Annotated in this window: 18 protein-coding genes; 12 read left to right on the forward strand and 6 right to left on the reverse strand. The window is 64.1% G+C overall.

What is annotated here, in order from left to right; translation table 11 throughout:
- Positions 1-41: 41 nt before the first annotated feature.
- Positions 42-578 (forward strand): sugar transferase, encoded by a 537-nt coding sequence (locus AU465_RS03530; RefSeq protein WP_192244082.1) that lies wholly within the window; start codon positions 42-44, stop codon positions 576-578.
- Here AU465_RS03530 and AU465_RS03535 read toward each other — a convergent pair.
- Positions 566-1,504, reverse strand: a complete 939-nt coding sequence (locus AU465_RS03535) for an NAD-dependent epimerase/dehydratase family protein (RefSeq protein ID WP_192244084.1) — start codon at positions 1,502-1,504, stop codon at positions 566-568. The genes AU465_RS03530 and AU465_RS03535 overlap by 13 nt on opposite strands.
- Entirely contained in the window at positions 1,501-2,790 is a 1,290-nt protein-coding gene (locus AU465_RS03540; RefSeq protein ID WP_192244086.1) for an O-antigen ligase family protein, read from the reverse strand. Before AU465_RS03540 ends, AU465_RS03535 begins: the two co-directional genes overlap by 4 nt.
- A gap of 450 nt (positions 2,791-3,240) precedes the next feature.
- On the opposite strand from AU465_RS03540, the gene cysD reads away from it, so the two are divergent.
- Genes cysD through cysQ form a run of 3 tightly spaced genes read left to right on the forward strand, consistent with a single transcriptional unit; the run spans position 3,241 to position 6,882 of the window.
- Positions 3,241-4,146 carry a sulfate adenylyltransferase subunit CysD gene (cysD, locus tag AU465_RS03545; protein ID WP_126101397.1) on the forward strand — a complete coding sequence of 302 codons (906 nt, stop codon included), beginning with the start codon at positions 3,241-3,243 and terminating at the stop codon, positions 4,144-4,146.
- 2 nt (positions 4,147-4,148) lie between these two features.
- Complete coding sequence (gene cysN / locus AU465_RS03550) at positions 4,149-6,086, forward strand: sulfate adenylyltransferase subunit CysN (RefSeq protein ID WP_192244088.1); 1,938 nt, start codon at positions 4,149-4,151, stop codon at positions 6,084-6,086.
- 10 nt (positions 6,087-6,096) lie between these two features.
- On the forward strand, positions 6,097-6,882 hold the full coding sequence (gene cysQ / locus AU465_RS03555; RefSeq protein WP_192244172.1) for a 3'(2'),5'-bisphosphate nucleotidase CysQ: 786 nt from the start codon (positions 6,097-6,099) through the stop codon (positions 6,880-6,882).
- Between the two features lie 76 nt (positions 6,883-6,958).
- Here the strand turns inward: cysQ and AU465_RS03560 are convergent, their stop codons facing one another.
- The 4 genes from AU465_RS03560 to AU465_RS03575 all read right to left on the reverse strand — a co-directional run bounded on the left by AU465_RS03560 (position 6,959) and on the right by AU465_RS03575 (position 10,948).
- Positions 6,959-8,101, reverse strand: coding sequence for a DegT/DnrJ/EryC1/StrS family aminotransferase (locus tag AU465_RS03560; protein ID WP_192244090.1), 1,143 nt, complete (start codon positions 8,099-8,101; stop codon positions 6,959-6,961).
- 251 nt (positions 8,102-8,352) lie between these two features.
- Positions 8,353-9,276, reverse strand: coding sequence for a carbohydrate kinase family protein (locus AU465_RS03565; protein ID WP_192244092.1), 924 nt, complete (start codon positions 9,274-9,276; stop codon positions 8,353-8,355).
- Positions 9,273-9,719 carry an RbsD/FucU family protein gene (locus AU465_RS03570; protein WP_192244094.1) on the reverse strand — a complete coding sequence of 149 codons (447 nt, stop codon included), beginning with the start codon at positions 9,717-9,719 and terminating at the stop codon, positions 9,273-9,275. Before AU465_RS03570 ends, AU465_RS03565 begins: the two co-directional genes overlap by 4 nt.
- A 2-nt stretch (positions 9,720-9,721) precedes the next feature.
- On the reverse strand, positions 9,722-10,948 hold the full coding sequence (locus AU465_RS03575; protein WP_192244096.1) for an ROK family transcriptional regulator: 1,227 nt from the start codon (positions 10,946-10,948) through the stop codon (positions 9,722-9,724).
- Between the two features lie 210 nt (positions 10,949-11,158).
- Here AU465_RS03575 and AU465_RS03580 point away from each other — a divergent pair, with 210 nt between their 5' ends.
- From AU465_RS03580 to AU465_RS03615, 8 genes are all read left to right on the forward strand, one after another.
- Positions 11,159-12,193: a sugar ABC transporter substrate-binding protein gene (locus AU465_RS03580; protein ID WP_127220826.1), complete on the forward strand. Its 1,035-nt coding sequence runs from the start codon at positions 11,159-11,161 to the stop codon at positions 12,191-12,193.
- 162 nt (positions 12,194-12,355) lie between these two features.
- Positions 12,356-13,420 (forward strand): ABC transporter permease, encoded by a 1,065-nt coding sequence (locus AU465_RS03585; RefSeq protein ID WP_192244098.1) that lies wholly within the window; start codon positions 12,356-12,358, stop codon positions 13,418-13,420.
- Positions 13,421-13,422: 2 nt separating this feature from the next.
- Positions 13,423-14,205, forward strand: coding sequence for an ATP-binding cassette domain-containing protein (locus AU465_RS03590; RefSeq protein WP_192244100.1), 783 nt, complete (start codon positions 13,423-13,425; stop codon positions 14,203-14,205).
- Positions 14,206-14,351: 146 nt separating this feature from the next.
- Complete coding sequence (locus AU465_RS03595; RefSeq protein WP_192244102.1) at positions 14,352-16,814, forward strand: glycogen/starch/alpha-glucan phosphorylase; 2,463 nt, start codon at positions 14,352-14,354, stop codon at positions 16,812-16,814.
- Positions 16,815-16,996: 182 nt separating this feature from the next.
- The gene (gene glgB, locus AU465_RS03600; protein WP_192244104.1) at positions 16,997-19,219 is read left to right on the forward strand and encodes a 1,4-alpha-glucan branching protein GlgB; all 2,223 of its coding nucleotides are present in this window, start codon (positions 16,997-16,999) and stop codon (positions 19,217-19,219) included.
- A 52-nt stretch (positions 19,220-19,271) separates the two neighbouring features.
- Positions 19,272-20,537 (forward strand): glucose-1-phosphate adenylyltransferase, encoded by a 1,266-nt coding sequence (gene glgC, locus AU465_RS03605; RefSeq protein ID WP_192244106.1) that lies wholly within the window; start codon positions 19,272-19,274, stop codon positions 20,535-20,537.
- A gap of 109 nt (positions 20,538-20,646) precedes the next feature.
- Positions 20,647-22,092 carry a glycogen synthase GlgA gene (gene glgA, locus AU465_RS03610; protein WP_192244108.1) on the forward strand — a complete coding sequence of 482 codons (1,446 nt, stop codon included), beginning with the start codon at positions 20,647-20,649 and terminating at the stop codon, positions 22,090-22,092.
- A 3-nt stretch (positions 22,093-22,095) separates the two neighbouring features.
- Positions 22,096-23,724, forward strand: a complete 1,629-nt coding sequence (locus AU465_RS03615; protein WP_192244110.1) for an alpha-D-glucose phosphate-specific phosphoglucomutase — start codon at positions 22,096-22,098, stop codon at positions 23,722-23,724.
- Positions 23,725-23,884 lie beyond the last annotated feature (160 nt).

Raw genomic sequence — 23,884 nt, forward strand, 5'->3', positions numbered from 1 at the left:
ATGTTACCCAAAGTCCGCAACGTTGGCGCCGGATCTGAGCCGTGACGGCAAAGCGGGCTTTCGACCTGACTATCGCGGCCGTGACGCTGGCGGTGACGTCGCCTATTGTGCTCACCGCCATGCTGGCGATCCGGGCGACGTCGCCCGGGCCGGCCATCTTTTCGCAGCCGCGCGTCGGGCGGGGCGGCGCTGTCTTTGCCTGCCACAAGCTGCGCACGATGCATCGCAACACTCCATCCTTGCCCACGCACGAGGCGCCGGCCGGTTCGGTCACCGCGGTCGGCAAGGTGCTGCGCCGGACCAAGGTCGACGAACTGCCGCAGCTCTGGAACGTGCTGAAAGGCGAGATGAGCCTTGTCGGGCCCCGTCCATGCCTGCCGACACAGACAGAGCTGATCGGGCACCGCCATCGGCTGGGCGTGCTGGCAGCGCTTCCGGGCATCACCGGGCTCGCGCAGATCAAGGGCATCGACATGTCCGACCCAAGTCTCTGCGCCGAGACCGATGCTACCTACCTCAAGGTTGCCTCCATCGGCCTCGACGTCAAAATCCTTATTGGCACATTTTACCGGGCCTGACCGGCCTTCCGCGCCAGGCCGCGAAGCCGGTCGAACGTGTCGGCCTCCGGCGCCCAGCCTTCCGATGCCAGCAGCGACGGATCGCAGATCTGGGTCGCGCTCAAGGCCTGCCAGGCCGCCTGCTTGCCAAGCAACGTCGCCGCCAGGCGGAGCGGTATCGCCGGCACGGGCAAAAGGCGCCGCGGACGGCCGAAGCCCTGCCGGAACGCGGTGATGATTTCGGACATGGCAAGAGGAGTGGCGTTGCCCGCGACATAGGCCGGGCGAAGTGGTCCGGGACGACTAAGAAGGTGCAGCACCGCGTCCGCTGCCGTCTCGGACGCGATCAAGGAACGCACGCCCACAAGCGCGCCGGCCGGCAGCGGCAGGGCTGTGTCGGCAAGCCGCATCAGCGACGCCAAGTTGCCCTTCATGCCCTCGCCAAAGACGGGCGGCAGGCGCAGCGCCGTGGCGTCCGCACGCCCGGTGGACGCATAGGCCTCGAGCGTCCCAATCTCGCCTTCACGCTTGGAGCGGCCATAGGCGCATTGCGGGGCGGGGGGCGTCTCCTCATTGATCGTGCCGCTGAAGCCGGGACCGGCTACGGCCCGGATCGAGGAAAGATAGATGAAGCGCCCGCCGGTACATGCCGCCGCAGCCTTGGCCAGCCGCCCGGTCAACGCCGCATTGGCAGCCCGGTAGTCGGCTTCGCTGGCGTTTCGGTCGTTGTTGAGCGCGGCGCAGTGGACGACATGCGTCACATCGCGCATCAGTGCCGGGAAGGCCTCGTCGGGCGCATCGACGCCAGGCAGCAGAACGGCATCGTCCGCGGCCGACAGTCTTTCCAGTCGGCGTGAGGCGACCCGTACGTCGAATCCGGCCCCTTGCAACCGGCCGACGACCTTGCGCCCGATGAAGCCTGTCGCGCCGGTGACCAGAACCTTCATGAATGGTGGGTGGCGTTCGGCGCCATGGCGGTGCCCTTGGCGATCGGCGACACCGTTCGCCCGCAAGCCAGATAGGTTCCGGAAACCAGGAACACCATCAGCGTCGAATCGAGAAGGTCCTGGCCGACCAGGATGCCGGTCAGCCCGCCGATGAGATAGGTGATGACCGTGACGATGATCATTGTTGCGCCGAACCGTTCCACCGGGTCGGCGCTGAGGCGCAGCGCCCTTTCCGCATTCCGGGCCGCGACCACGAATATGGCGGCAAGCGCCAGCGCCCCCAACAAACCGGCTTGCACCGCCGCGGTGAGAAAGCCGTTGTGATAATGGTTGTAACCTGCGTCCATGCCGAATTGATCGTGAAAACCCTGTTTCATCAGCGCGCGGCTGGCCGAGATGCCATGGCCGAAAATCGGCATCTCGCGAAAGGCTCCGACGCCGATTTCCCACATTGCCACGCGCAGGCCGAGCGGCGTCGAGTGATCGCCCTTGGTGGTAAGTGCATCCCAGTCGCTGAACAGGAAGTCGGTGCGGTCCATGATGACGGGGAGGCCGATGGCCGCAACCAGCAGGCAGGCCGCACCGGCGATCAGCGCCAGACGCATCAGATTGGCGCCGGCGAACCGGCGGCGGTTGATCAGCAGGACGGCGATGGCGGCGATCGGCAGGGCAAGCCAGATGATGCGCGATCCAGAAAGAAGGATCGCCACCACCCCAGCGAGTGCGGCGCCGGCCAGCGGCTTCCAGCCCTTCACGATCCCCGAGAGCGCGCCGGCAAAGCACATCATGGTGGCAAGGCAGGTGACCGTCGCGAACACGATCGCATTTCCGGCGCCGCCCTCGGCCCGCATGCCGACCCAGTGATACTGAATGATGGCGATGGCCAGCGCGCCGCAACATGCCGCGGCACTTGCAAGCACGACGATGCGCGCAAGGGTGATCTTGTCCGTGATGCTCCAGGTCGAATAGGAAAACGGGAAGAACACCAAGGTGATCAGCGCCAGGAAATATTTCAAATCCGCCCCAAGCGCACCGTTGACGATCGAGGCAAGAACCATGGCCACGCAATAGGCATAGATCGCCACCGTCATGGTGAGCATCGGCCCGTCGATGTTGAATCGCCGCCGCCTGAAGGCGAGCAGGAAAACGGACCACAGCCCGCCGCCGTTGAAAACGAAGCTCACCACCGATCCCAGCACAGGCGGCGAGAAGAAGCAGATGATCGAGAAGTAGATGTTGATCTGTGTCGGCGTGAGGTGGCGCCGGAGCGATGTAAACGGGTTCAATGCCTTGCTTCGCAATCTTCCAGGTTGTGCGCAGACCCGCGGCGGTGGCAGTTGCCCTCGACCCCGTTCTGTCGCGCCTCGCCCCGTTTCCCGCGCCGGTATAGCGTCTGGCTCCGATCTCCGATAGGGCGGCCGAAGGATGTTCAGTCAAAAATCGCCGATGTGGTCGAAAGCCGTTGGAAAAGTCAATCTAGCCGATCGAGGCAATAGGTTTGTTCGGCGCCTCTCTATTGCTCAGCTTGTCTGGGAGGATTTTCCGTCTTATCTGGCTTACTTGGAAAATTCATTCCCAAACCGCAGTGCTCGGCGCGCGTCTTGCATTGTTATGGATAATGACGATCTGCTAGAACGCCCGCCAGAATGTCCAGGGCTTGACGGGCTGTTTGAGGGAAACCGCGCCAATCGCCTGCAGCAAGGTTCTGGCCGGCACGAAAGAACGCTCAACAGTCCATGAACATCGCGCTCACCCATCTGCAGCGGCTTGAGGCCGAATCCATCCACATCTTCCGTGAGGTTGCGGCCTCTTTCTCCAAGCCGGTGATGCTCTATTCGGTCGGCAAGGATTCCTCCGTGCTGATGCATCTGGCGATGAAGGCCTTCTATCCCGCCAAGCCGCCTTTTCCCTTCCTGCATGTCGACACGACCTGGAAGTTCCGCGAGATGATCGCCTTTCGCGATCAGATGGCGCAGAAGCTTGGCTTCGACCTGCTCGTCCATGTCAACGAGGACGGCGTGCGCGACAACATCAACCCGTTCGATCACGGCTCCAACACCCACACCCATGTGATGAAGACGGTGGCCCTGCGCCAGGCGCTCGACAAATACGGCTTCGACGCGGCCTTCGGCGGCGCCCGCCGTGACGAGGAGAAGTCGCGCGCCAAGGAGCGTATCTTTTCCTTCCGCAACGCGCAGCATGCCTGGGACCCGAAGAACCAGCGGCCGGAAATGTGGAAGATCTTCAACACCCGCATCGCGCCGGGCGAATCGATCCGCGTCTTCCCGCTGTCGAACTGGACCGAACTCGACATCTGGCAGTATATCTTACAGGAGAATATCCCGATCGTGCCGCTTTATTTCGCCAAAGAGCGGCCGGTTGTCGAACGCGACGGCATGCTCATCATGAAGGATGACGATCGCATGCAACTGCGCCCGGGCGAGACGGTCGAGAACCGTCTCGTACGCTTCCGCACGCTGGGCTGCTATCCGCTGACGGGCGCCATCGAATCGGATGCCGATACGCTGGAAGCCATCGTCGGCGAGATGCTGACTGCCCGCACCTCCGAACGCCAGGGCCGCCTCATCGACCGCGACGAGGCAGGTTCCATGGAAAAGAAGAAGCGCGAAGGGTATTTCTGAGCATGCGCCACATCATGGCCAAGAGCCTCGCCCCGACCGACTCGATCCGCGACTACATGGCCGCGCAGGAGAAGAAGTCGCTGCTGCGCTTCCTCACCTGCGGCTCGGTCGACGACGGCAAGTCGACGCTGATCGGCCGGCTGCTTTCCGACACCAAGCAGATTTTCGAGGATCAGCTCGCTGCGCTGGAGAGCGATTCTCGCAAGCACGGCACCACCGGCGACGACATCGACTTCGCGCTGCTCGTGGACGGGCTGGAGGCCGAGCGCGAGCAGGGCATCACCATCGACGTCGCCTACCGCTTCTTCGCCACGCCGAAGCGCAAGTTCATCGTCGCCGACACGCCCGGCCACGAGCAGTACACGCGCAACATGGCGACGGGAGCATCGACCGCCGACCTCGCCATCGTGCTGATCGATGCGCGCCAGGGCGTGCTGCGCCAGACCCGGCGCCATTCCATCATCGCCTCGCTGCTCGGCATCCGTCACATCGTGCTTGCCGTCAACAAGATCGACCTCGTCGGTTTCGACAAAACCGTCTTCGACAGCATCGTGGCGGACTACAGCGACTTCGCGAAAGGACTGGGTTTCGCCAGTGTCGTGCCGATCCCGATGTCGGCGCGCTTCGGCGACAACGTCACCAGCCAGTCGGAGCGCACGGCCTGGTATTTCGGGCCGTCGCTGATCGAGCATCTGGAAACCGTGTCGGTCGACGAGGCCGCGGTCGAGCTGCCGTTCCGCTTTCCCGTCCAGTATGTGAACCGGCCGAACCTCGACTTCCGCGGTTTTGCCGGCACTATCGCCTCGGGCATGGTCTCGCAGGGCGACGAGGTCGTGGTCGCCAAGTCCGGCAGGGCTTCCCGGGTCAAGCGCATCGTCGCGCATGGCGGAGATCTTGAGCAGGCGATTGCCGGCCAGGCCATCACGCTCGTTCTTGAGGATGAGGTCGAGGTTTCGCGCGGCAACATGCTGGTGTCGCCGGCAGCACGCCCGCAGGTCGCCGACCAGTTCGCCGCCAACATTGTCTGGTTCGACGACCAGGCGCTGCTGCCCGGCCGCTCCTATATCCTGCGCACCGAAACCGACCAGGTGAGCGCGACCGTCACCGATTTGAAATACCGGGTCAACGTCAACGATTTCGCGCATGAGGCGGCGAAGTCGCTCGACCTCAACGAGGTCGGCGTCTGCAATCTGTCGACGCGGGCGCCGATCGCCTTCGATCCCTTCGCCGAAAACCGCACGACCGGCGCCTTCATCCTGATCGACCGCATCAGCAACGCCACCGTCGGCGCCGGCATGATCCTGCATTCGCTGCGCCGCGCCGAAAACATCCACTGGCAATCGCTCGATGTCGGCAAGCGCGGCCGCTCCGACCTGAAGAACCAGCGCCCGGCGGTGTTCTGGTTCACCGGCCTGTCCGGCTCGGGCAAGTCGACCATCGCAAATCTCTTCGAGAGGAAGTTGTTCGCGTCCGGCCGCCACACCTACATCCTCGACGGCGACAATGTCCGCCACGGCCTCAATCGCGATCTCGGCTTCACCGACGCGGATCGCGTCGAAAACATCCGCCGCGTCGCCGAAGTGGCCAAGCTGATGGCCGATGCCGGCCTGATCGTCATCGTCTCCTTCATCTCGCCCTTCAGCGCCGAACGGCGCATGGCGCGCGAGCTGATGGGCGAGGGCGAATTCGTCGAGGTGTTCGTCGACACGCCCTTCGAGGAATGCGCCCGCCGCGACCCGAAGGGCCTTTACGCGCGCGCACTGAGCGGCGAGATCAAGAATTTCACCGGCGTCGATTCTCCCTATGAGGCGCCGGAGAATGCCGAAATCCACCTCGAGACTCTCGGCAGGAGCCCGCAGGAGATGGCGGAAGCCCTGGAACACTGGCTGAACGAGCGCGACATTGCCGAAGAGCAGTATGACAATGGCGGCGGTATCTGACGACGAAGCGATGCTCTGCGTCTTCGAGCGTCTGGCGCTCGATGCCGGCCGTGAGGTGATGCGCGTCTTCCACGAAGGCTGCGCGGTCGACAAGAAGTCCGACTCCTCGCCGGTGACGGAGGCTGACCGCGAAAGCGAGAAGATCATCCTCGCCGGCCTTCGCTCCGCTTATCCGGACATTCCTTGCGTGGCCGAGGAGGAGGTTGCGGCGGGCATCGCCGCGCCCGACCTCGACGGCGCCTTCTTCCTCATCGATCCGCTCGACGGCACCAAGGAATTCGTCAACCGCCGCACCGATTTCACTGTCAACATCGCGCTGGTGCGCCATGGCGTGCCGGAAGTCGGCGTCGTCTTTGCGCCCTGCACCGGGCGTTTTTTCTCCGGCCGGCCGGGCAAGGCGGAATCCATCGAAGTGGATAACGACTATCGCATTGTCGGCCGCCGGCCGATTTCCGTACGGGCAGGGGGCACGCCGCTTGCGGTCGTCGCCAGCCGCTCGCACAACACGCCTGAAACCGAGGCTTTCATCCGCGATCTCGGCGCCGCCGAGATCGTCTCGATCGGCTCGTCGCTGAAATTCTGCCTGCTCGCCGCGGCCGAGGCGGACATCTACCCGCGCTTCGGCCGCACCATGGAATGGGACACGGCGGCCGGCGATGCGGTGCTGCGCGCCGCCGGCGGCATGACCCGCACGCTGGACGGCCAGCCGCTCGTCTACGGCAAGCGCAACCAGTTAAGCGACACGGATTTTGCCAACCCGCATTTCATTGCGACGGGGAAGAGCGCGCGCGCGTGATCACGCGTCGCAGATTAGAGAACCTTTGAGGCGCTGGCGGGAAGGATCACAGACCTCTCCCCGATCTCAGTAGGTCCTACGCCGCCGCTACATGCGCCGAGTTCGAGCCGATATAGTTGCGGATCGTCTCGATGATCCGGTCCTGGTCGGCTTCGCTCAGATAGGCGTGCATGGGCAGGCAAAGGATCTGCTTCGGCAGCTTTTCCGAAACGGCGAGGCCGGTCGGCGTGCGCGGATAGTCGCGATAGGCGACCTGTTCGTGCAGCGGCTTCACATAATAGATGACCGACGGGATGCCTTTTTCGCCGAGATGGGCCTTCAGCCCGTCGCGCTTCGGCGTCTCGATGGCATATTGCGCCCAGGCCGAGCGGCCGTGGCCCAGATTGCGCGATGCCTTGACGATGTCGCCGAGCCCTTTGGCATAGCGGTCGGCGACCGCTTGTCTGGCCACCATCTCTTCCTCGAGGATGGCAAGCTTCTCGATCAGGATCGCGGCCTGCAGCGTGTCGAGACGCGAATTGATGCCGACGCGGATGTTGTCGTACTGGGTCCCGCCCTTGCCGTGGAAAGCGAAGGAGCGCAGCTTGTCGGCCAGCGCAGCGTCATTGGTGAACATCGCGCCGCCGTCACCATAGCAGCCGAGCGGCTTGGCCGGATAGAAGCTGGTCGAGCCGACATGGCCGAAGCCGCCGCACATCGTGCCGTCGGCGGAGCCGCCCATCGACTGGGCGGCATCCTCGATCACCAGAAGGTTCTCGCGCTTGGCGATCGCCATGATAGCCTGATAATCGGCGGCAAGCCCGAACAGGTCGACCGGGATGATCGCCTTCGGCTTCAGCCGGCCTTCCTTCTTGATCATGTCGATCGCCGCTTCGAGGCTGGCGATGTCGATATTGTAGGTGTCGGGATCGACGTCGACGAAGACGGGCTCGGCCTTGGCGAGCGCCACCACTTCGGCCGTCGCGGCGAAGGTGAAGCTCGGCACGAACACGGCGTCGCCCGGGCCGATGCCGGCCGCAAACAGCGGCAGAAGCAGCGCATCGGTGCCGTTGGCACAGGCCACCACATGCTTGACGCCGACGTAAGCCGCGAGCTTGTTCTCGAATTCGGTGACCTGGGGCCCGAGGATGTAACGGCCGTCTTCGACCACCTTGTCGATCGCGGCCTTGAGCCGGTCGCGGATTCGTTCGCGCTGCGCGCCAAGATCGATGAACTGCATGTCGGCCTCAATGCTGCCAGTAAACCGGCCCGCTGGTACCAGACTTGGCACGGCTGAAAAAGCCGGCCACGGCCGAAGCGAATTGCGCAAGTGTCGCAGCCTGTTACCGTCTTTTGCCGGCGTATTGCCCGAGGAAGCCGGAAATCCAGGCTTCCGGGCGCATTCTCAGCGCCTTTTGTCGCGCTGTTCCGGTCTTTGGAAACATAAAGTGATCGCTCGGGCAGGGGTCGTCGGCCGGCTCGGGCAGCCGATCAGGCGATTTCGTGCCGCCACGGTGGGTTGGCGCCGGCCCGCGACACGGTCACCGCGGCTGCTTTGGCGCCAAGCTCCAGCGCCCCGCGGATCGCGTCTTGCGAGAGGCCGCCGATCGCCGCCTTGGTGAGCAGGCCCTGCTCGTGCAGCGAGGCGAGGATGCCGGCATTGAAGGTGTCGCCCGCGCCGACCGTGTCGACCACCTTCACCTTCTGCGGCACGACCGTGATCTTGTGCTCCTTGCTGTAGCCGACGGCGCCCTCGCTGCCATGGGTGACGACGATCAGCCTGGGGCCGCGGTCCAGCCAGTTGCGCACGACGTCCTCATGCGAGCCCGCTTCGTCGAACCAGTTGAGGTCTTCGTCCGACAGTTTGACGATGTCGGCCATCGCCATCATCTCGCGGATGCGCCTCAGATGCTTGGCCTTGTCCGGGATGAAGTTCGGCCGGATGTTGGGATCAAGCATCATCACCCGGCTCTCGTGCTCGCGCCGCATGAATTCCTCGTAAGCGGATCCGGCGGGCTCCGAGATCAGGCTGATAGCGCCGAACAGCATGGCTTGGATCTCGGCGCCCAGCCTCGGCAGGTCCTCCACGGCGAGCATGCGCCCGGCGGTGTTCTCGTCATAGAAGGTGTAGGTCGCCTGGCCGTTGGTAAGCCGCACGAAGGCAAGCGTCGTCGGTTTCGGCGAGGTGTGCGCATAGGTCGAGCTCACCTTGCTCGCCCCCAGTGCCTCCCGGAGCTGGCCGCCGAACAGGTCGGAGGAGAGGCCGGAGAAGAAGCCTGCCGGGGCACCCAGGCGACCGAGCGCGATCGCCGTGTTGAACACCGCGCCGCCGACATAAGGCGCGAAGGCCGCTTCGCCTTCCGTCGTCGTGCGCGGCAGCATGTCGATCAGGGCTTCACCACAGCAGAGGATCATTGTGTCTTGGTCTCCGGCGGATGGATCACGCCCTTGCGGATGATGATGTTGGCATAAAGCCTGGGTTCGCTGGTCGCCACGATCGCGTGCGCGGCCTTGACGCGTGCATAGAAGTCGGCCCCGGCCAGCGCAATCACCTTGTGGCCCGGCGCGCGTTTTGCACAGACAGCTTCCATCTCGTGATGCACGGGATCGGCGAGCGCCGGATCGCCGTCGACCGAGGCGCGGAACAAAGCCTCGGGCACCGCCTCGTCCACCGGCAGCACGCTCAAAACGGCGTCGAGCACCGGAATGATGGGATGGCCGTCGACGCGGATCAGCCTGCGCGCCTGTTCCTCGGCCGGATAATTGCCGTCGACGATGGCGATCTCGTCGCCATGGCCCATGGCCCTGAGCGTCGCCAGAAGCTGCGGTCCGAGCAGCGGCGGGATGCCGATCAGCATGATCAGGCGCTCCTGGAAATCGTGGTCGGTCCGATCAGGAAGCGCTCCGACAGCGGCAGGCTCGCGCCGCCCAGCGCCCGCGCATGGATGCCCACGGTTCCTTCGCGCACGATGGGCAGTTTCAGTCCCTCGGCGTCGATGCCGACGATGGCATCCGTGACCGCATCGACGAGTCGCCGCCGCACTTCGAGAGGCATCCAGCCGTCGATAACCGCCGCTTCGAAATCGATAACGGACGACGCCGCGACGATCGCATAGGCCAGCGCCTGCGAGGCGCTGGTGATCCAGTCGTCGAGCTCGGCGCCGATCTCGCCCCATTCCTGCGGCGAGGTCCAAAGATAGGAGCCGTCGATGCCCTTGGCGCTCAGCGCCTTTTCCAGTATGGCGATCGAGGCGACGTCGATCAGCTGCGTCGGCTTTCCGTCCGCCCCGGGCACGGGCATCGAACCCAGCGCGCCGGCGTTGCCGGTCGGCCCGCCGAACAGCCGGCCGTTGAGCACGATGCCGCCGCCGGCAAAGGCGCCGATGTAGAAATAGACGAAGTCGCGCGCCGCTCCCGCCTGGCCGAAGACGAGCTCGGCGCCGCAGGCCGAGGTGGCGTCGTTCTGCAGATAGACCGGAAAGTCGCACTGCGCCTGGATGTCGGCGCGGATGTCGCGATGGCGCCATTCGTCCATGATCTCGCGCGGCGCGCCGGCCGTGTCGGCCCAACTCCAGAGTTCGAACGGCATGGCGATGCCTAGGCCGGCTATGCGCTTGTCTTGCGCCGGCGTCAGTTCGCCGCGCATTTTCTTGATGCCGGCGCTGACGAATTCCACCGTCTCGCGCGGCGCCGGATAGCGATAGGAGTTCTGCAGCATCGCGCGCACATTGCCGAGGAAGTCGATCAGCACCAGCTCGGCGCTGCGGCGGCCGATCTTGAGGCCGATGAAGAAGGCGCCCTCCGGGTTGAGCGCCATCGGGATCGACGGCTGGCCGATCTTGCCGCGCAACGGCGCCTGGCGGACGAGCAGCTTGTCTTCCTCCAGTTCGCGCATGATGACGGACACCGTCTGGGCGGACAGCCCTGTCATGCGCGCAATGTCGGACTTGGCTAGGCTGCCATGCTGGCGCACCAGGGACAGCACGAGCCGCTCATTGTGGTCGCGCATGCCGCTCTGGTTTGTGCCGCGATGCAACCGGCTCTCCCGAGCCTCGGGCGAACCGCGCCTCGCAATGCCGGTCTCCACCCTGTTCCTCCCGTCAGTTTCCCCGCACTGCTTTTCGTTCAGAATGAGTGAACGGCGCAAGTCTGTCAATAATAAATAAGAGTGATTTAATTATTGACAGATGTCTCGGACTGGTGTCTTTTGAGGTGGCGTCCACGCTGGGAGAATGGTTGGATGCGCTTGAGGCGCCGGGTTGGCCGGCGTCCGGAATGGTTCCATTGGGAGGAAATCGTGACCAAGAAATCGCTGCTGAAGTCCACCGTGTTCGCGGCGGCCGGGCTGGGCCTGCTCGCATTCGCCTCGTCCGCGTCGGCCGCCGGCGTCGGCGCCTGCCTGATCACCAAGACCGACACCAATCCCTTCTTCGTCAAGATGAAGGAGGGCGCGACCGCCAAAGCCAAGGAGCTCGGCGTCGACCTCAAGACCTATGCCGGCAAGATCGATGGCGATAGCGAAAGCCAGGTCGCGGCAATCGAAAGCTGCATCGCCGATGGCGCCAAGGGCATTCTGATCACCGCCTCCGACACCAAGGGCATCGTGCCGACGGTGAAGAAGGCGCGCGACGCCGGCCTGCTGGTGATCGCGCTCGACACGCCGCTCGATCCGATCGACGCTGCCGATGCGACCTTCGCCACCGACAATCTGGAAGCCGGCAAGCTGATCGGCGCCTGGGCGGCTGCCACGCTCGGCGACAAGGCCAAGGACGCCAAGATCGGCTTCCTTGATCTGACCCCCTCGCAGCCGACCGTCGACGTGCTGCGCGACCAGGGCTTCATGATGGGCTATGGCATCGACGTGAAGGACCCGAACAAGATCGGCGACGAAGACGATCCGCGCATCGTCGGCCATGACGTCACCAACGGCAACGAGGAAGGCGGCCGCAAGGCGATGGAGAACCTCCTGCAGAAGGACAACACCATCAACGTCATTCACACCATCAACGAGCCCGCTGCCGTCGGCGCCTACCAGGCCCTCAAGGCCGTCGGCCTCGAAAAGCAGGTGCTGATCGTCTCCGTCGACGGCGGCTGCCCGGGTGTGAAGTCGGTGACCGAAGGCGTGATCGGCGCCACCTCGCAGCAGTACCCGCTGCAGATGGCAGCGCTCGGCATCGAGGCGATCGCCGCCTATGCCAAGGACGGCACCAAGCCGAAGCCGACCGAAGGCAAGAACTTCTTCGACACCGGCGTCAATCTGGTCACCGACAAGCCGGCTAACGGCGTGAAGTCAATCGACACCAAGGAAGGCCTGGCCAAGTGCTGGGGCTGATGGTTGCCTGACAGGCACACAAACCTTGCGGCTGGGGGCTTGATCCCCGGCCGCATCGGGTGGACGATGCATTTTCGTAAGCGCTGAAAAGCCCGGCAACAGACCGGAAATGCGTAAACGCGGCACGGAGCCGTGACAAAGCTTCGTGAGACGGGAGGAGACATGTCGCAGATTCAGGAATTCGAGAAGGTTCTCTCGGGCAGCGATACCAGCGTCGCCGCCTTCGACGAGCACGGCAAGTCGTTCGTCAAGCGCGCGCAGCATTTCCTGCATTCCACGCCGGCGGCGGTGCCGCTGATCGTGCTGGTGCTGTCGATCATCATCTTCGGCATCGCCATCGGGGGACGTTTCTTCTCGTCCTACACGCTGACGCTGATCCTGCAGCAGATCGCCATTGTCGGCATTCTGGGCGCCGCCCAGACGCTGGTCATCCTGACCGCCGGCATCGATCTGTCGATCGGCGTGATCATGGTGATTTCGGCCGTGATCATGGGCAACTGCGCCATCACCTACGGGATGCCGACCCTTCTTGCGGTAGTCGTAGGCCTTGCCGCCGGCGGCGCCTGTGGCCTGCTCAACGGTCTGCTCGTCGCTTACATGAAGCTGCCGCCCTTCATCGTGACGCTCGGCACTTGGAACATCGTCATGGCTACGAATTTCATCTATTCGGCCAACGAGACGATCCGCGATGCCGACGTCGACGCCCAAGCGCCGCTGTTGCACCTGTTCGCTATGAGCTTCAGGGTCGGCTCTGCGGTGCTGACGGCCGGTGTCATCGCCACCGTCGTGCTGGTGGCGATACTCTGGTACGTGCTCAATCACACCGCCTGGGGCCGCCATGTCTATGCCGTGGGCGACGATCCCGAAGCGGCGAAGCTGTCGGGCATTCAGACCAAGAAGGTGCTGATAGCTGTCTATACGCTCGCCGGCCTGATCGCCGCCTTCGCGGCCTGGGTCTCGATCGGCCGCAACGGCTCGATTTCGCCGTCGGCCGCCGTCACCGACTACAATCTGCAGGCGATCACCGCGACGGTGATCGGCGGCATCTCGCTCTTTGGCGGCCGCGGCTCGATCCTCGGCACGCTGTTCGGCGCCATGATCGTCGGCGTCGTCTCGATGGGCCTCAACATGCTGGGCGCAGACCCGCAATGGAAAGTGCTGCTCACCGGCGTGCTGATCATCGGCGCCGTGGCGATCGACCAGTGGATCAGAAAGGTTTCGGTGTAACCATGACCCAGCAGGCTGTTCTCACCGCGCGCGGCCTCACCAAGCGCTACGGCCGGGTGACCGCGCTCAACAACTGCGACTTCGATCTCTATCCGGGCGAAATCCTGGCGGTGATCGGCGACAACGGTGCCGGCAAGTCGACGCTGATCAAGGCGATCTCCGGCGCCGTGCATCCCGACGAGGGAACCATCGAGCTCGACGGCAAGCAGGTGCTGTTCAAGTCGCCCATCGAAGCCCGCGAAGCCGGCATAGAGACGGTTTACCAGAACTTGGCGCTGTCGCCGGCGCTGTCGATCGCCGACAACATGTTCCTCGGCCGTGAAATCCGCAAGCCCGGACCGCTCGGCAGCTGGTTCCGCATGCTCGATCGGCCGGCGATGGAAAAGCGCGCCCGCGACAAGCTCACCGAACTCGGCCTGATGACCATTCAGAACATCAGCCAGGCGGTGGAAACGCTCTCGGGCGGCCAGCGCCAGGGCGTCGCGGTGGCGCGCGCCGCAGCCTTCGGCTCCAAGGTGGTGATCATGGACGAGCCGACGGCCGCGCTCGGCGTCAAGGAGAGCCGACGCGTGCTCGAGCTGATCCTCGACGTCAAGAAGCGCGGCCTGCCGATCGTGCTTATCTCGCACAACATGCCGCATGTCTTCGAGGTGGCCGACCGTATCCACATCCACCGGCTTGGACGGCGTCTGTGCGTCGTCGATCCGAAGCAGATCTCCATGTCGGATGCCGTCGCGCTGATGACCGGCGCCAAGAAGCCGCCGGAGGACGCGCTGGCAGCCTGATCTCCATCCACCACGGGTGAATTGCCGCAGAGGTAACCAGATGACATCGCGACCTAAATCGATTGAATATATGCTGCGATGCAACACCATGGGGTAGGAGAAACAGTGAAAGCCGGTATGATCGTGGCACCAACACGAGAGGCAGCATGACACCCGCCATGACGATCGAAGCCCCCGCTCTCGACAATCCCGATCCCAAGACGCTTGCCGAAGAAGTCTTGCGGTCGCTCAAGTACCGGGTCGGCAAGGACACGACCGTCGCCACGCCCTATGACTGGCTGACCGCCTCGATAAAGGTGGTGCGCGACCGCATCCTCGATCACTGGATCCAGGCGACCAAGGAAGCCTACGATCAGCAGGAAAAGCGTGTCTATTATCTCTCGCTCGAATTCCTGATCGGGCGCCTGATGCGCGACGCCTTCTCCAATCTCGGCCTGATGGAGAACATGCGCGAGGCGCTGGCCTCGCTCGGCGTCGATCTCGACCTCATCGCCGGCCTCGAGCCCGACGCAGCCCTCGGCAACGGCGGCCTCGGCCGGCTTGCCGCCTGCTTCATGGAAAGCATGGCGACCGTCGACATTCCCGCGCATGGCTACGGCATCCGCTACGCCAACGGCATGTTCCGCCAGGAGATCCACGACGGCTGGCAGGTGGAGCTGCCCGAGACCTGGCTCGACCACGGCAACCCGTGGGAGTTCGAGCGGCGCGAACGTTCCTTTGAGGTCGGCTTCGGCGGCTCGGTGGAATCGATCACCTCCAAGGACGGGCGGCTCGAGCGCCATGTCTGGAAGCCGACCGAGCATGTGCTGGCGGTTGCCTATGACACGCCGGTCGCCGGCTGGCGCGCCAGGCGCGTCAACACGCTGCGGCTATGGTCCGGCATGCCGATCGACCCGATCCTGCTCGACAAGTTCAACGCCGGCGACCACATCGGCGCTCTCGCCGAGAGCAACAAGGCCGACGCGCTGTCGCGCGTGCTCTATCCCGCCGATTCCCACATGGCCGGGCAGGAGCTCAGGCTGCGGCAGGAATATTTCTTCTCCACCGCCTCCCTGCAGGACATCGTCCAACGCCATCTCAGCCAATATGGCGACCTGAAGTCGCTGCCCGACAAGGCCGCGATCCACCTGAACGACACCCATCCCGCGGTCGCCGTGGCTGAGCTGATGCGACTGTTGATGGACGTCCACGGCATGGATTTCGACCTCGCCTGGGATATCACCAGGCGCACCTTCGCCTACACCAACCACACGCTGCTGCCGGAGGCGCTGGAAAGCTGGCCGGTGCCGCTATTCGAGCGCCTGCTGCCGCGCCATATGCAGATCGTCTACGCCATCAATGCGCAGGTGCTGCTCGAGGCGCGCGCCACCGGAAAATTCTCCGGCGAGCAGATCGCCCGCATCTCGCTGATCCAGGAAAATGGCGACCGCCGCGTGCGCATGGGCAATCTCGCCTTCGTCGGCTCGCATTCGATCAACGGCGTCTCGGCGCTGCACACCGAGCTGATGAAGGAGACGGTGTTCGCCGACCTCCACAAGCTCTATCCGGACCGTATCAACAACAAGACCAACGGCATCACGCCCAGGCGCTGGCTGATCCAGTGCAATCCCGGCCTGACCGCGCTGGCGCGCGAGGCGATCGGTGACCGCTTCATGGACGACATCGAGGCGATCAAGGATCTCGATCCCCTTGCCGACGATGCCGCCTTCCGCGAGAAGTTCGCCGCCGTGAAGCGCCAGAACAAGGCGAGGCTCGCCAACCTCGTCGCCGACCGTCTCGGCATCAGGCTCGATCCTTCGGCGCTGTTCGACATCCAGGTCAAGCGCATCCACGAATACAAGCGCCAGCTGCTCAACATCCTGGAGGCGATCGCGCTCTACGACCAGATCCGCTCGCATCCGGAGCGGGACTGGATGCCGCGGGTGAAATTCTTCGGCGGCAAGGCGGCGCCCAGCTACCACAACGCCAAGCTCATCATCAAACTGGCCAACGATGTCGCCAGGGTCATCAACGGCGATCCGTCGGTGCGCGGCCTGCTGAAGGTCGTCTTCGTGCCGAACTACAATGTCAGCCTGGCCGAGGTGCTGATGCCCGCGGCCGATCTCTCCGAGCAGATCTCGACCGCCGGCATGGAGGCTTCCGGTACCGGCAACATGAAGTTCGCCCTCAACGGCGCCTTGACCATCGGCACGCTCGACGGCGCCAATGTCGAGATCAAGGAACGCGTCGGCGACGACAACATCTTCATCTTCGGCCTGACCACGGCGGAAGTCGCCGAACGGCGCAACAACGGCTACAACCCGCGTGGCGTGATCGAGTCCTCGCCCGAATTGTCGCAGGCGGTGTCGGCGATCTCGTCCGGTGTCTTCTCGCCCGACGATCCCAACCGCTACCGAGACCTGATGAACGGTCTCTACCAGAGCGACTGGTTCATGGTGGCGGCCGATTTCGACTCCTACGCCGCCTGCCAGCGCGAGGTCGACGACGTGTGGCGCAACAGTCCCGACTGGTACGCGCGCGCCATCCGCAATGTCGCCCGCGTCGGCTGGTTCTCGTCCGATCGCACCATCCGCCAATATGCGAAAGAAATCTGGAACGTGCCCGTCTGATGTGATTGCATGAGGTCACGAACGATGTGGCCCCGGTGCATGCCGCCCAAAAGTGCACGGCGGTTTTGGGATTACGGCATGCACCTAAACAAAGATCAGTGCATGCCGCCCAAAAGTGCATAGCGGTTTTGGGACTACGGCATGCACCAAAACAGAAGGTTCCCAGGGAGGGACGCTGCCTGATGAGGAAGCCGCGCGCGACCGCTGCGACAAGCGGGCCGGACGGACTGGCGCCAGCCGGCGATGTCGCGGCGATTGTCGCCGGAACGCATGGCGATCCCTTTGCGGTTCTGGGCCTGCATGAAGCCGGCAAAGGCTTCGTCGCCCGCTGCTTCGTGCCCAATGCCGAAGTCGTCACCGCCTATACGCTGACCGGCAAGGAGGTCGGCGAACTCGTCCGCAGCAATGATGCCGGCTTCTTCGAGGGCAGGCTCTCGATCCGCAAGCGCCAGCCGCTGCGCTATCACGCGAAAAATGCCGGCGGCGATTGGTGGCTGACCGACCCTTACTCCTTCGGCCCGGTGCTCGGACCGATGGACGACTACTACATGGCCGAGGGCTCGCATCTGAGGCTCTTCGATAAGCTCGGCGCCCACATCATCGAGCATGAGGGCGCCACCGGCGTGCATTTCGCGGTTTGGGCGCCCAATGCCCGGCGTGTCTCGGTGGTTGGCGCCTTCAACGACTGGGACGGTCGCAGGCACACCATGCGCGACCGCAAAGACACCGGCATCTGGGAGCTGTTCATTCCGGATCTCGGCGCCAGCCAGCCTTACAAGTTCGAGATCATCGGCCCCGACGATGTGCGGCTGCCGCTCAAGGCCGATCCCTTCGCCTTCGAATCCGAGCTGCGTCCGGCGACCGCTTCCGTGACGGCGCCGCCGATGGCGCATCAATGGGGCGACGAGGCGCACCGCAGTTTCTGGCAGAAGGCCGATCCGCGGCGCGAAGCGATCTCGATCTACGAAGTCCATGCCGGCTCGTGGCAGCGCCGCGACGACGGCACGTTCCTCACCTGGGACGAGCTCGCCGCGCGGCTGATCCCGTACGCGGTCGACACCGGCTTCACCCATATCGAGTTCCTGCCGATCTCCGAGCATCCCTACGACCCGTCCTGGGGCTACCAGACGACCGGCCTCTATGCGCCGACTGCGCGCTTCGGCGATCCCGACGGCTTCGCCCGCTTCGTCGACGGCGCGCATCGCGCCGGCGTCGGCGTCATCCTCGACTGGGTGCCGGCGCATTTCCCCGTCGACGAGCATGGGCTGGTGAAGTTCGACGGCACCGCGCTCTATGAGCATGCCGATCCGCGCCAAGGTTTTCACCCGGACTGGAACACCGCGATCTACAATTTCGGCCGCCGCGAGGTGGTGTCCTTCCTCGTCAACAACGCGCTGTTTTGGGCCGAAAAATATCATGTCGACGGCCTGCGCGTCGACGCGGTCGCCTCGATGCTCTACCTCGATTACTCGCGCAAGGCGGGCGAGTGGATCCCCAACGAGAAGGGCGGGCGCGAGAACCTTGAGGCTGTCAGCTTCCTGCAAAAGATGAACAAGGAGCTTTACGGCCACCATCCTGGCGTGATGACGATCGCCGAGGAATCGACCTCATGGCCGAAGGTCTCGCGGCCGGTGCACGAAGGCGGGCTCGGCTTCGGCTTCAAGTGGAACATGGGCTTCATGCACGACACGCTGGAGTATTTCTCCAAGGAGCCGATCTATCGCAAGCACCACCACAACGACATCACCTTCGGCCTCGTCTACGCCTTCTCCGAGAATTTCGTCCTGCCGCTCTCCCATGACGAGGTCGTGCACGGCAAGGGCACATTGCTCAACAAGATGGCCGGCGACGACTGGCAGAAATTCGCCACGCTGCGCGCCTACTACGCCTTCATGTGGGGTTATCCGGGCAAGAAGCTCCTGTTCATGGGGCAGGAATTCGCCCAGCGCCGCGAATGGAGCGAGGAACGCGCGCTCGACTGGAACCTCTTGGACTACGCCCCGCATCGCGGCGTCTGGCAGGTGGTGCGCGACTTGAACTACCTCTACCGCTCGCGCCCGGCGCTGCATGCGCGCGACTGCGAGCCGGAAGGCTTCTCCTGGCTGATTGTCGACGATCGCGACAACTCCGTCTTTGCCTGGCTGCGCAGCGCACCCGACGGCAACCCGATCGCCGTTATCTCCAATTTCACGCCGGTGCCGCGCGAGAACTATCGTGTGCCGCTGCCGAAGGCGGGAGAATGGCGCGAGATCATCAACACCGACGCCGCCGATTATGGCGGCTCAGGCATGGGCAATGTCGGCATGGTCGTGGCGAGCGAGGAAGGGGGCGGCATATCGGCGACGATGCTGTTGCCGCCGCTGTCCACAATCATGTTGGAATTCGTCGCGGGCGAAAGCAGATGATATCTCATCTTGCTGAAGCAATGTCCCGGACAGATTACTTGGGAGGGTAACAATGGCAGAGATCAAGAGAACCCAGCCGCTGGCGCGCGATGCCATGGCCTATGTGCTTGCCGGCGGCCGCGGCAGCCGCCTCAAGGAGCTGACAGACCGGCGCGCCAAGCCCGCTGTCTATTTCGGCGGCAAGACGCGCATCATCGATTTCGCGCTGTCCAATGCGTTGAACTCCGGCATTCGCCGTCTCGGCGTCGCCACCCAGTACAAGGCGCACTCGCTGATCCGCCACCTGCAGCGTGGCTGGAACTTCCTGCGGCCTGAGCGAAACGAAAGCTTCGACATCCTGCCGGCCTCGCAGCGCGTCTCGGAGACGCAGTGGTATGAGGGCACGGCGGACGCGGTCTACCAGAACATCGACATCATCGAGGCCTACGGGCCTGAATACATGGTGATCCTCGCCGGCGACCACATCTACAAGATGGACTACGAGCTGATGCTGCGCCAGCATGTCGATGCCGGCGCCGACGTCACCGTCGGCTGCCTGGAAGTGCCGCGCATGGAGGCGACCGGCTTCGGCGTTATGCATGTCGATGCCAAGGACAACATCATCGCTTTCGTCGAAAAGCCGGCCGATCCGCCCGGCATCCCCGACAAGCCTGAGTTCGCCCTGGCATCGATGGGCATCTATGTCTTCAAGACCAAGTTCCTGATGGAGCAGCTGCGCCGCGACGCCGCCGAACCCGGTTCCAGCCGCGACTTCGGCAAGGACATCATCCCCTATATCGTCCAGCACGGTAAGGCGATCGCCCACCGCTTCGCCAAGTCCTGCGTGCGCTCCTCGCATGAGGCCGAGCCTTACTGGCGCGACGTTGGAACGGTGGATGCCTATTGGGAGGCCAATATCGACCTCACCGACGTCACGCCCGAGCTCGACCTCTACGACCGCGACTGGCCGATCTGGACCTATGCCGAATTGAAGCCGCCGGCAAAATTCGTGCATGACGAGGACGGCCGCCGCGGCGAGGCGATCTCCTCGCTGGTGTCTGGCGACTGCATCGTCTCCGGCGCATCGCTGCGCCGCAGCCTGATCTTCACCGGCGCGCGCATCAATTCCTATTCGAAGCTCGAGGAGGTGGTGATGCTGCCCGACGTCCAGGTCGGGCGCAACGCGCGCCTCAGCCGCGTCGTCATCGATCATGGCGTCCATATCCCGGAGGGGCTGGTGGTCGGCGAGGATCCGGCGCTCGACGCCAAGCGCTTCCGCGTTTCGGAAAAAGGCATCTGCCTGATCACGCAGGATATGATCAACAAGTTGTCGACCTGACCAGGTCGATCAACAAGCTGTCAACCTGACAGGGTTGATCAGCAAGCTGTCAGGTTGATCAACAAGTCGTCACTTTGACCTGCCACTGTAAGATCGGAATGTGAGGCGCATGCAGGTTCTGTCGGTCACGCCCGAAATCTTCCCGCTGATCAAGACCGGCGGGCTTGCCGACGTGGCCGGCGCGCTGCCGATTGCGCTCGCCGGCAAGGGCGTGGCGATGCGCACGCTTATTCCCGGCTATCCGGTGGTGATGGAGGCCTTCAAGAAAAAGAAGGCCGTCTACCAGTACCCGCTGCTGCAGGGCGGCAAGGCTTCGGTCCATGCCGTCAAGATCGGCGAGCTTGACCTCTTCGTGCTCGACGCGCCGCATCTGTTCGCCCGCCAGGGAGGCCCCTATGGCACTGCCTCCGGCTCCGACTGGCCCGACAACTGGCGGCGCTTCGCGGCGCTGAGCCAGGTCGGCGGCGACATCGCCGGCGGCGCCATCTCCGGCTACCAGCCCGACATCGTGCACGCCCATGACTGGCAGTCGGCGATGACGCTTGCCTATATGCGTTATGGCAAGGCGGTCGGCGTGCCGTCGCTGATCACCGTGCACAACCTGGCCTTCCAGGGCCAGTTCGGCGCCGGCATCTTCGGCGAGCTTGGCCTGCCGGGCGTGGCCATGCAACTCGACGGCGTCGAATATTATGGCGGCGTCGGCTTCCTCAAGGCCGGCCTGCAGGCGGCCTGGGCGATCACTACGGTGAGCCCGACCTACGCGCAGGAAATCCGCTCGCCGGAATTCGGCATGGGCCTCGACGGCTTGATCAACATGCGCGCCACCGACCTCTACGGCATCGTCAACGGCATCGACGTCGACATCTGGAATCCCGAGACCGACAAGCATCTGGTGGCCAACTATTCGGCCGAGACGCTTGCGGCGCGCGCCAAAAACCGCAAAACCGTCGAGGACCGCTTTAATCTCGAAAATGACGACAGCCCGATCGTCTGCGTGGTCAGCCGGCTGACCTGGCAGAAGGGCATGGACATTCTGGCCGCGGTCGTCGATGGCATTGTCGCCGCCGGCGCGCGGCTGGCGATCCTGGGGTCGGGCGACGCCGGCCTCGAAGGCTCGCTGCTCGCCGCCGCCGCGCGGCATCGCGGCCGCGTTGGCGTCGTCATCGGCTATGACGAAGCGCTCTCGCACGTCATGCAGGGCGGCTGCGACGCCATCGTCATCCCATCGCGCTTTGAGCCTTGCGGGCTGACGCAGCTTTACGGCTTGCGCTATGGCTGCGTGCCGATCGTCGCCCGCACCGGCGGTCTTGCCGACACCATCATCGACGCCAATGAGGCGGCGCTTTCGGCAGGCGTCGCCACCGGCTTCCAGTTCGCGCCGAACAATGGCGGCGCGCTGCTGCATGCGATCCAACGGCTGGTCGAGGCGCATGCCAGGCCCGCGGCCTGGGCCTCGATCCAGCGCCAGGGCATGAAGGCCGATGTCTCCTGGGACAAGAGCGCCGAAAGATACGTCGAACTCTATCGCCTGCTGCTTTCGAAAAGGGTTGCCTGAAGCATGATACGCACCGTCCCCACCAAACCCTATACCGACCAGAAGCCCGGCACCTCCGGCCTGCGCAAGAAGGTGCCGGTCTTCCAACAGGAGCACTACGCCGAGAACTTCATCCAGTCGATCTTCGACGCGCTGGAAGGTTTTAAGGGCAAGACGCTGGTGATCGGCGGCGACGGTCGCTTCTACAACCGCGAGGTCATCCAGAAGGCGATCGCCATGGCCGCCGCCAACGGCTTCGGCAAGGTGATGGTCGGGCAGGGCGGCATCCTCTCGACGCCGGCCGCCTCCAACATCATCCGCAAATATAAGACCTTCGGCGGCATCATCCTGTCGGCCAGCCACAATCCGGGTGGTCCGCACGAGGATTTCGGCATCAAGTACAATGCCGGCAACGGCGGGCCGGCGCCGGAGAAGATCACCGACGCGATTTTCGAAAAGACCAAGACGATCTCGAGCTTCAAGATCGCCGACATCGGCAATGTCGACATCGACACGATCGGCACCTTCGAAGCCGGCGGCATGACGGTCGAGATCTTCGACCCGGTCAAGGACTATGCCGAGCTGATGGAAAGCCTGTTCGACTTCGACGCCATCCGCGCCAATTTCAAATACGGCTTCCGCATGCGTTTCGACGCCATGCACGCGGTGACCGGTCCTTACGCCAAGGAGATCCTCGAGCGCCGGCTCGGCGCGCCGAACGGCACCTGCCGCAACTTCAAGCCGCTGCCCGATTTCGGCGGCCATCACCCCGATCCGAACCTGGTGCATGCCAAGCATCTCTATGACGAGATGATGGGTCCGGATGCGCCCGATTTCGGCGCCGCTTCTGACGGCGACGGCGACCGCAACCTGATCATTGGCAAGGGCATTTTCGTCACCCCGTCGGATTCGGTTGCGATGCTTGCCGCCAACGCGCATCTGGCGCCCGGCTACAAGGAAGGCCTGAAGGGCATCGCCCGCTCGATGCCGACCAGTGGTGCGGCCGACCGTGTGGCGGAAAAGCTCGGCATCGGCATCTACGAGACGCCGACCGGCTGGAAGTTCTTCGGCAATCTGCTCGATGCCGGCATGGCGACGATCTGCGGCGAGGAAAGCGCCGGCACCGGCTCCAACCATGTGCGCGAGAAGGACGGGCTGTGGGCCGTGCTTCTATGGCTCAACATCCTCGCGGTGCGCGGCGAGAGCTGCAAGGACATCGTCACCAAGCACTGGGAGACCTACGGCCGCAACTACTATTCGCGCCACGACTATGAGGAGGTCGAGACCGAGCGCGCGAACGCGCTGGTCGATGAACTGCGCGCCAAGCTCGGCTCGCTGCCCGGCACCAGCGTGCGCGGCATGAAGATCGCCAGCGCCGACGATTTCGCCTATCACGATCCGGTCGACGGCTCGGTGAGCAAGAACCAGGGCATCCGGATCCTGTTCGAGGGCGGCTCGCGCGTCGTCTTCCGCCTCTCCGGCACGGGCACTTCCGGAGCCACGCTGCGCGTCTATATCGAGCGCTACGAGCCGGACAAGGCGAGGCACGACCTCGATACCCAGGAAGCGCTCGCCGACCTCATCGCCGCCGCCGACGACATCGCTGGCATCAAGAGCCACACCGGCCGCAACAAGCCGAGCGTGATTACTTGAGGGTGGCGCGGCGCCCTCTTCCTTCTCCCCTTGTGGGAGAAGGTGGATCGGCGCGCAGCGCCGAGACGGATGAAGGGTTTTGGACGGAGTGCCGTCGGTGCCAAGCTGGAGCACCCCTCATCCGTCGCCTTCGGCGATACCTTCTCCGACAAGGGGAGAA

The organism is Mesorhizobium silamurunense (assembly GCF_014843905.1).
Taxonomy (GTDB): domain Bacteria; phylum Pseudomonadota; class Alphaproteobacteria; order Rhizobiales; family Rhizobiaceae; genus Mesorhizobium; species Mesorhizobium silamurunense.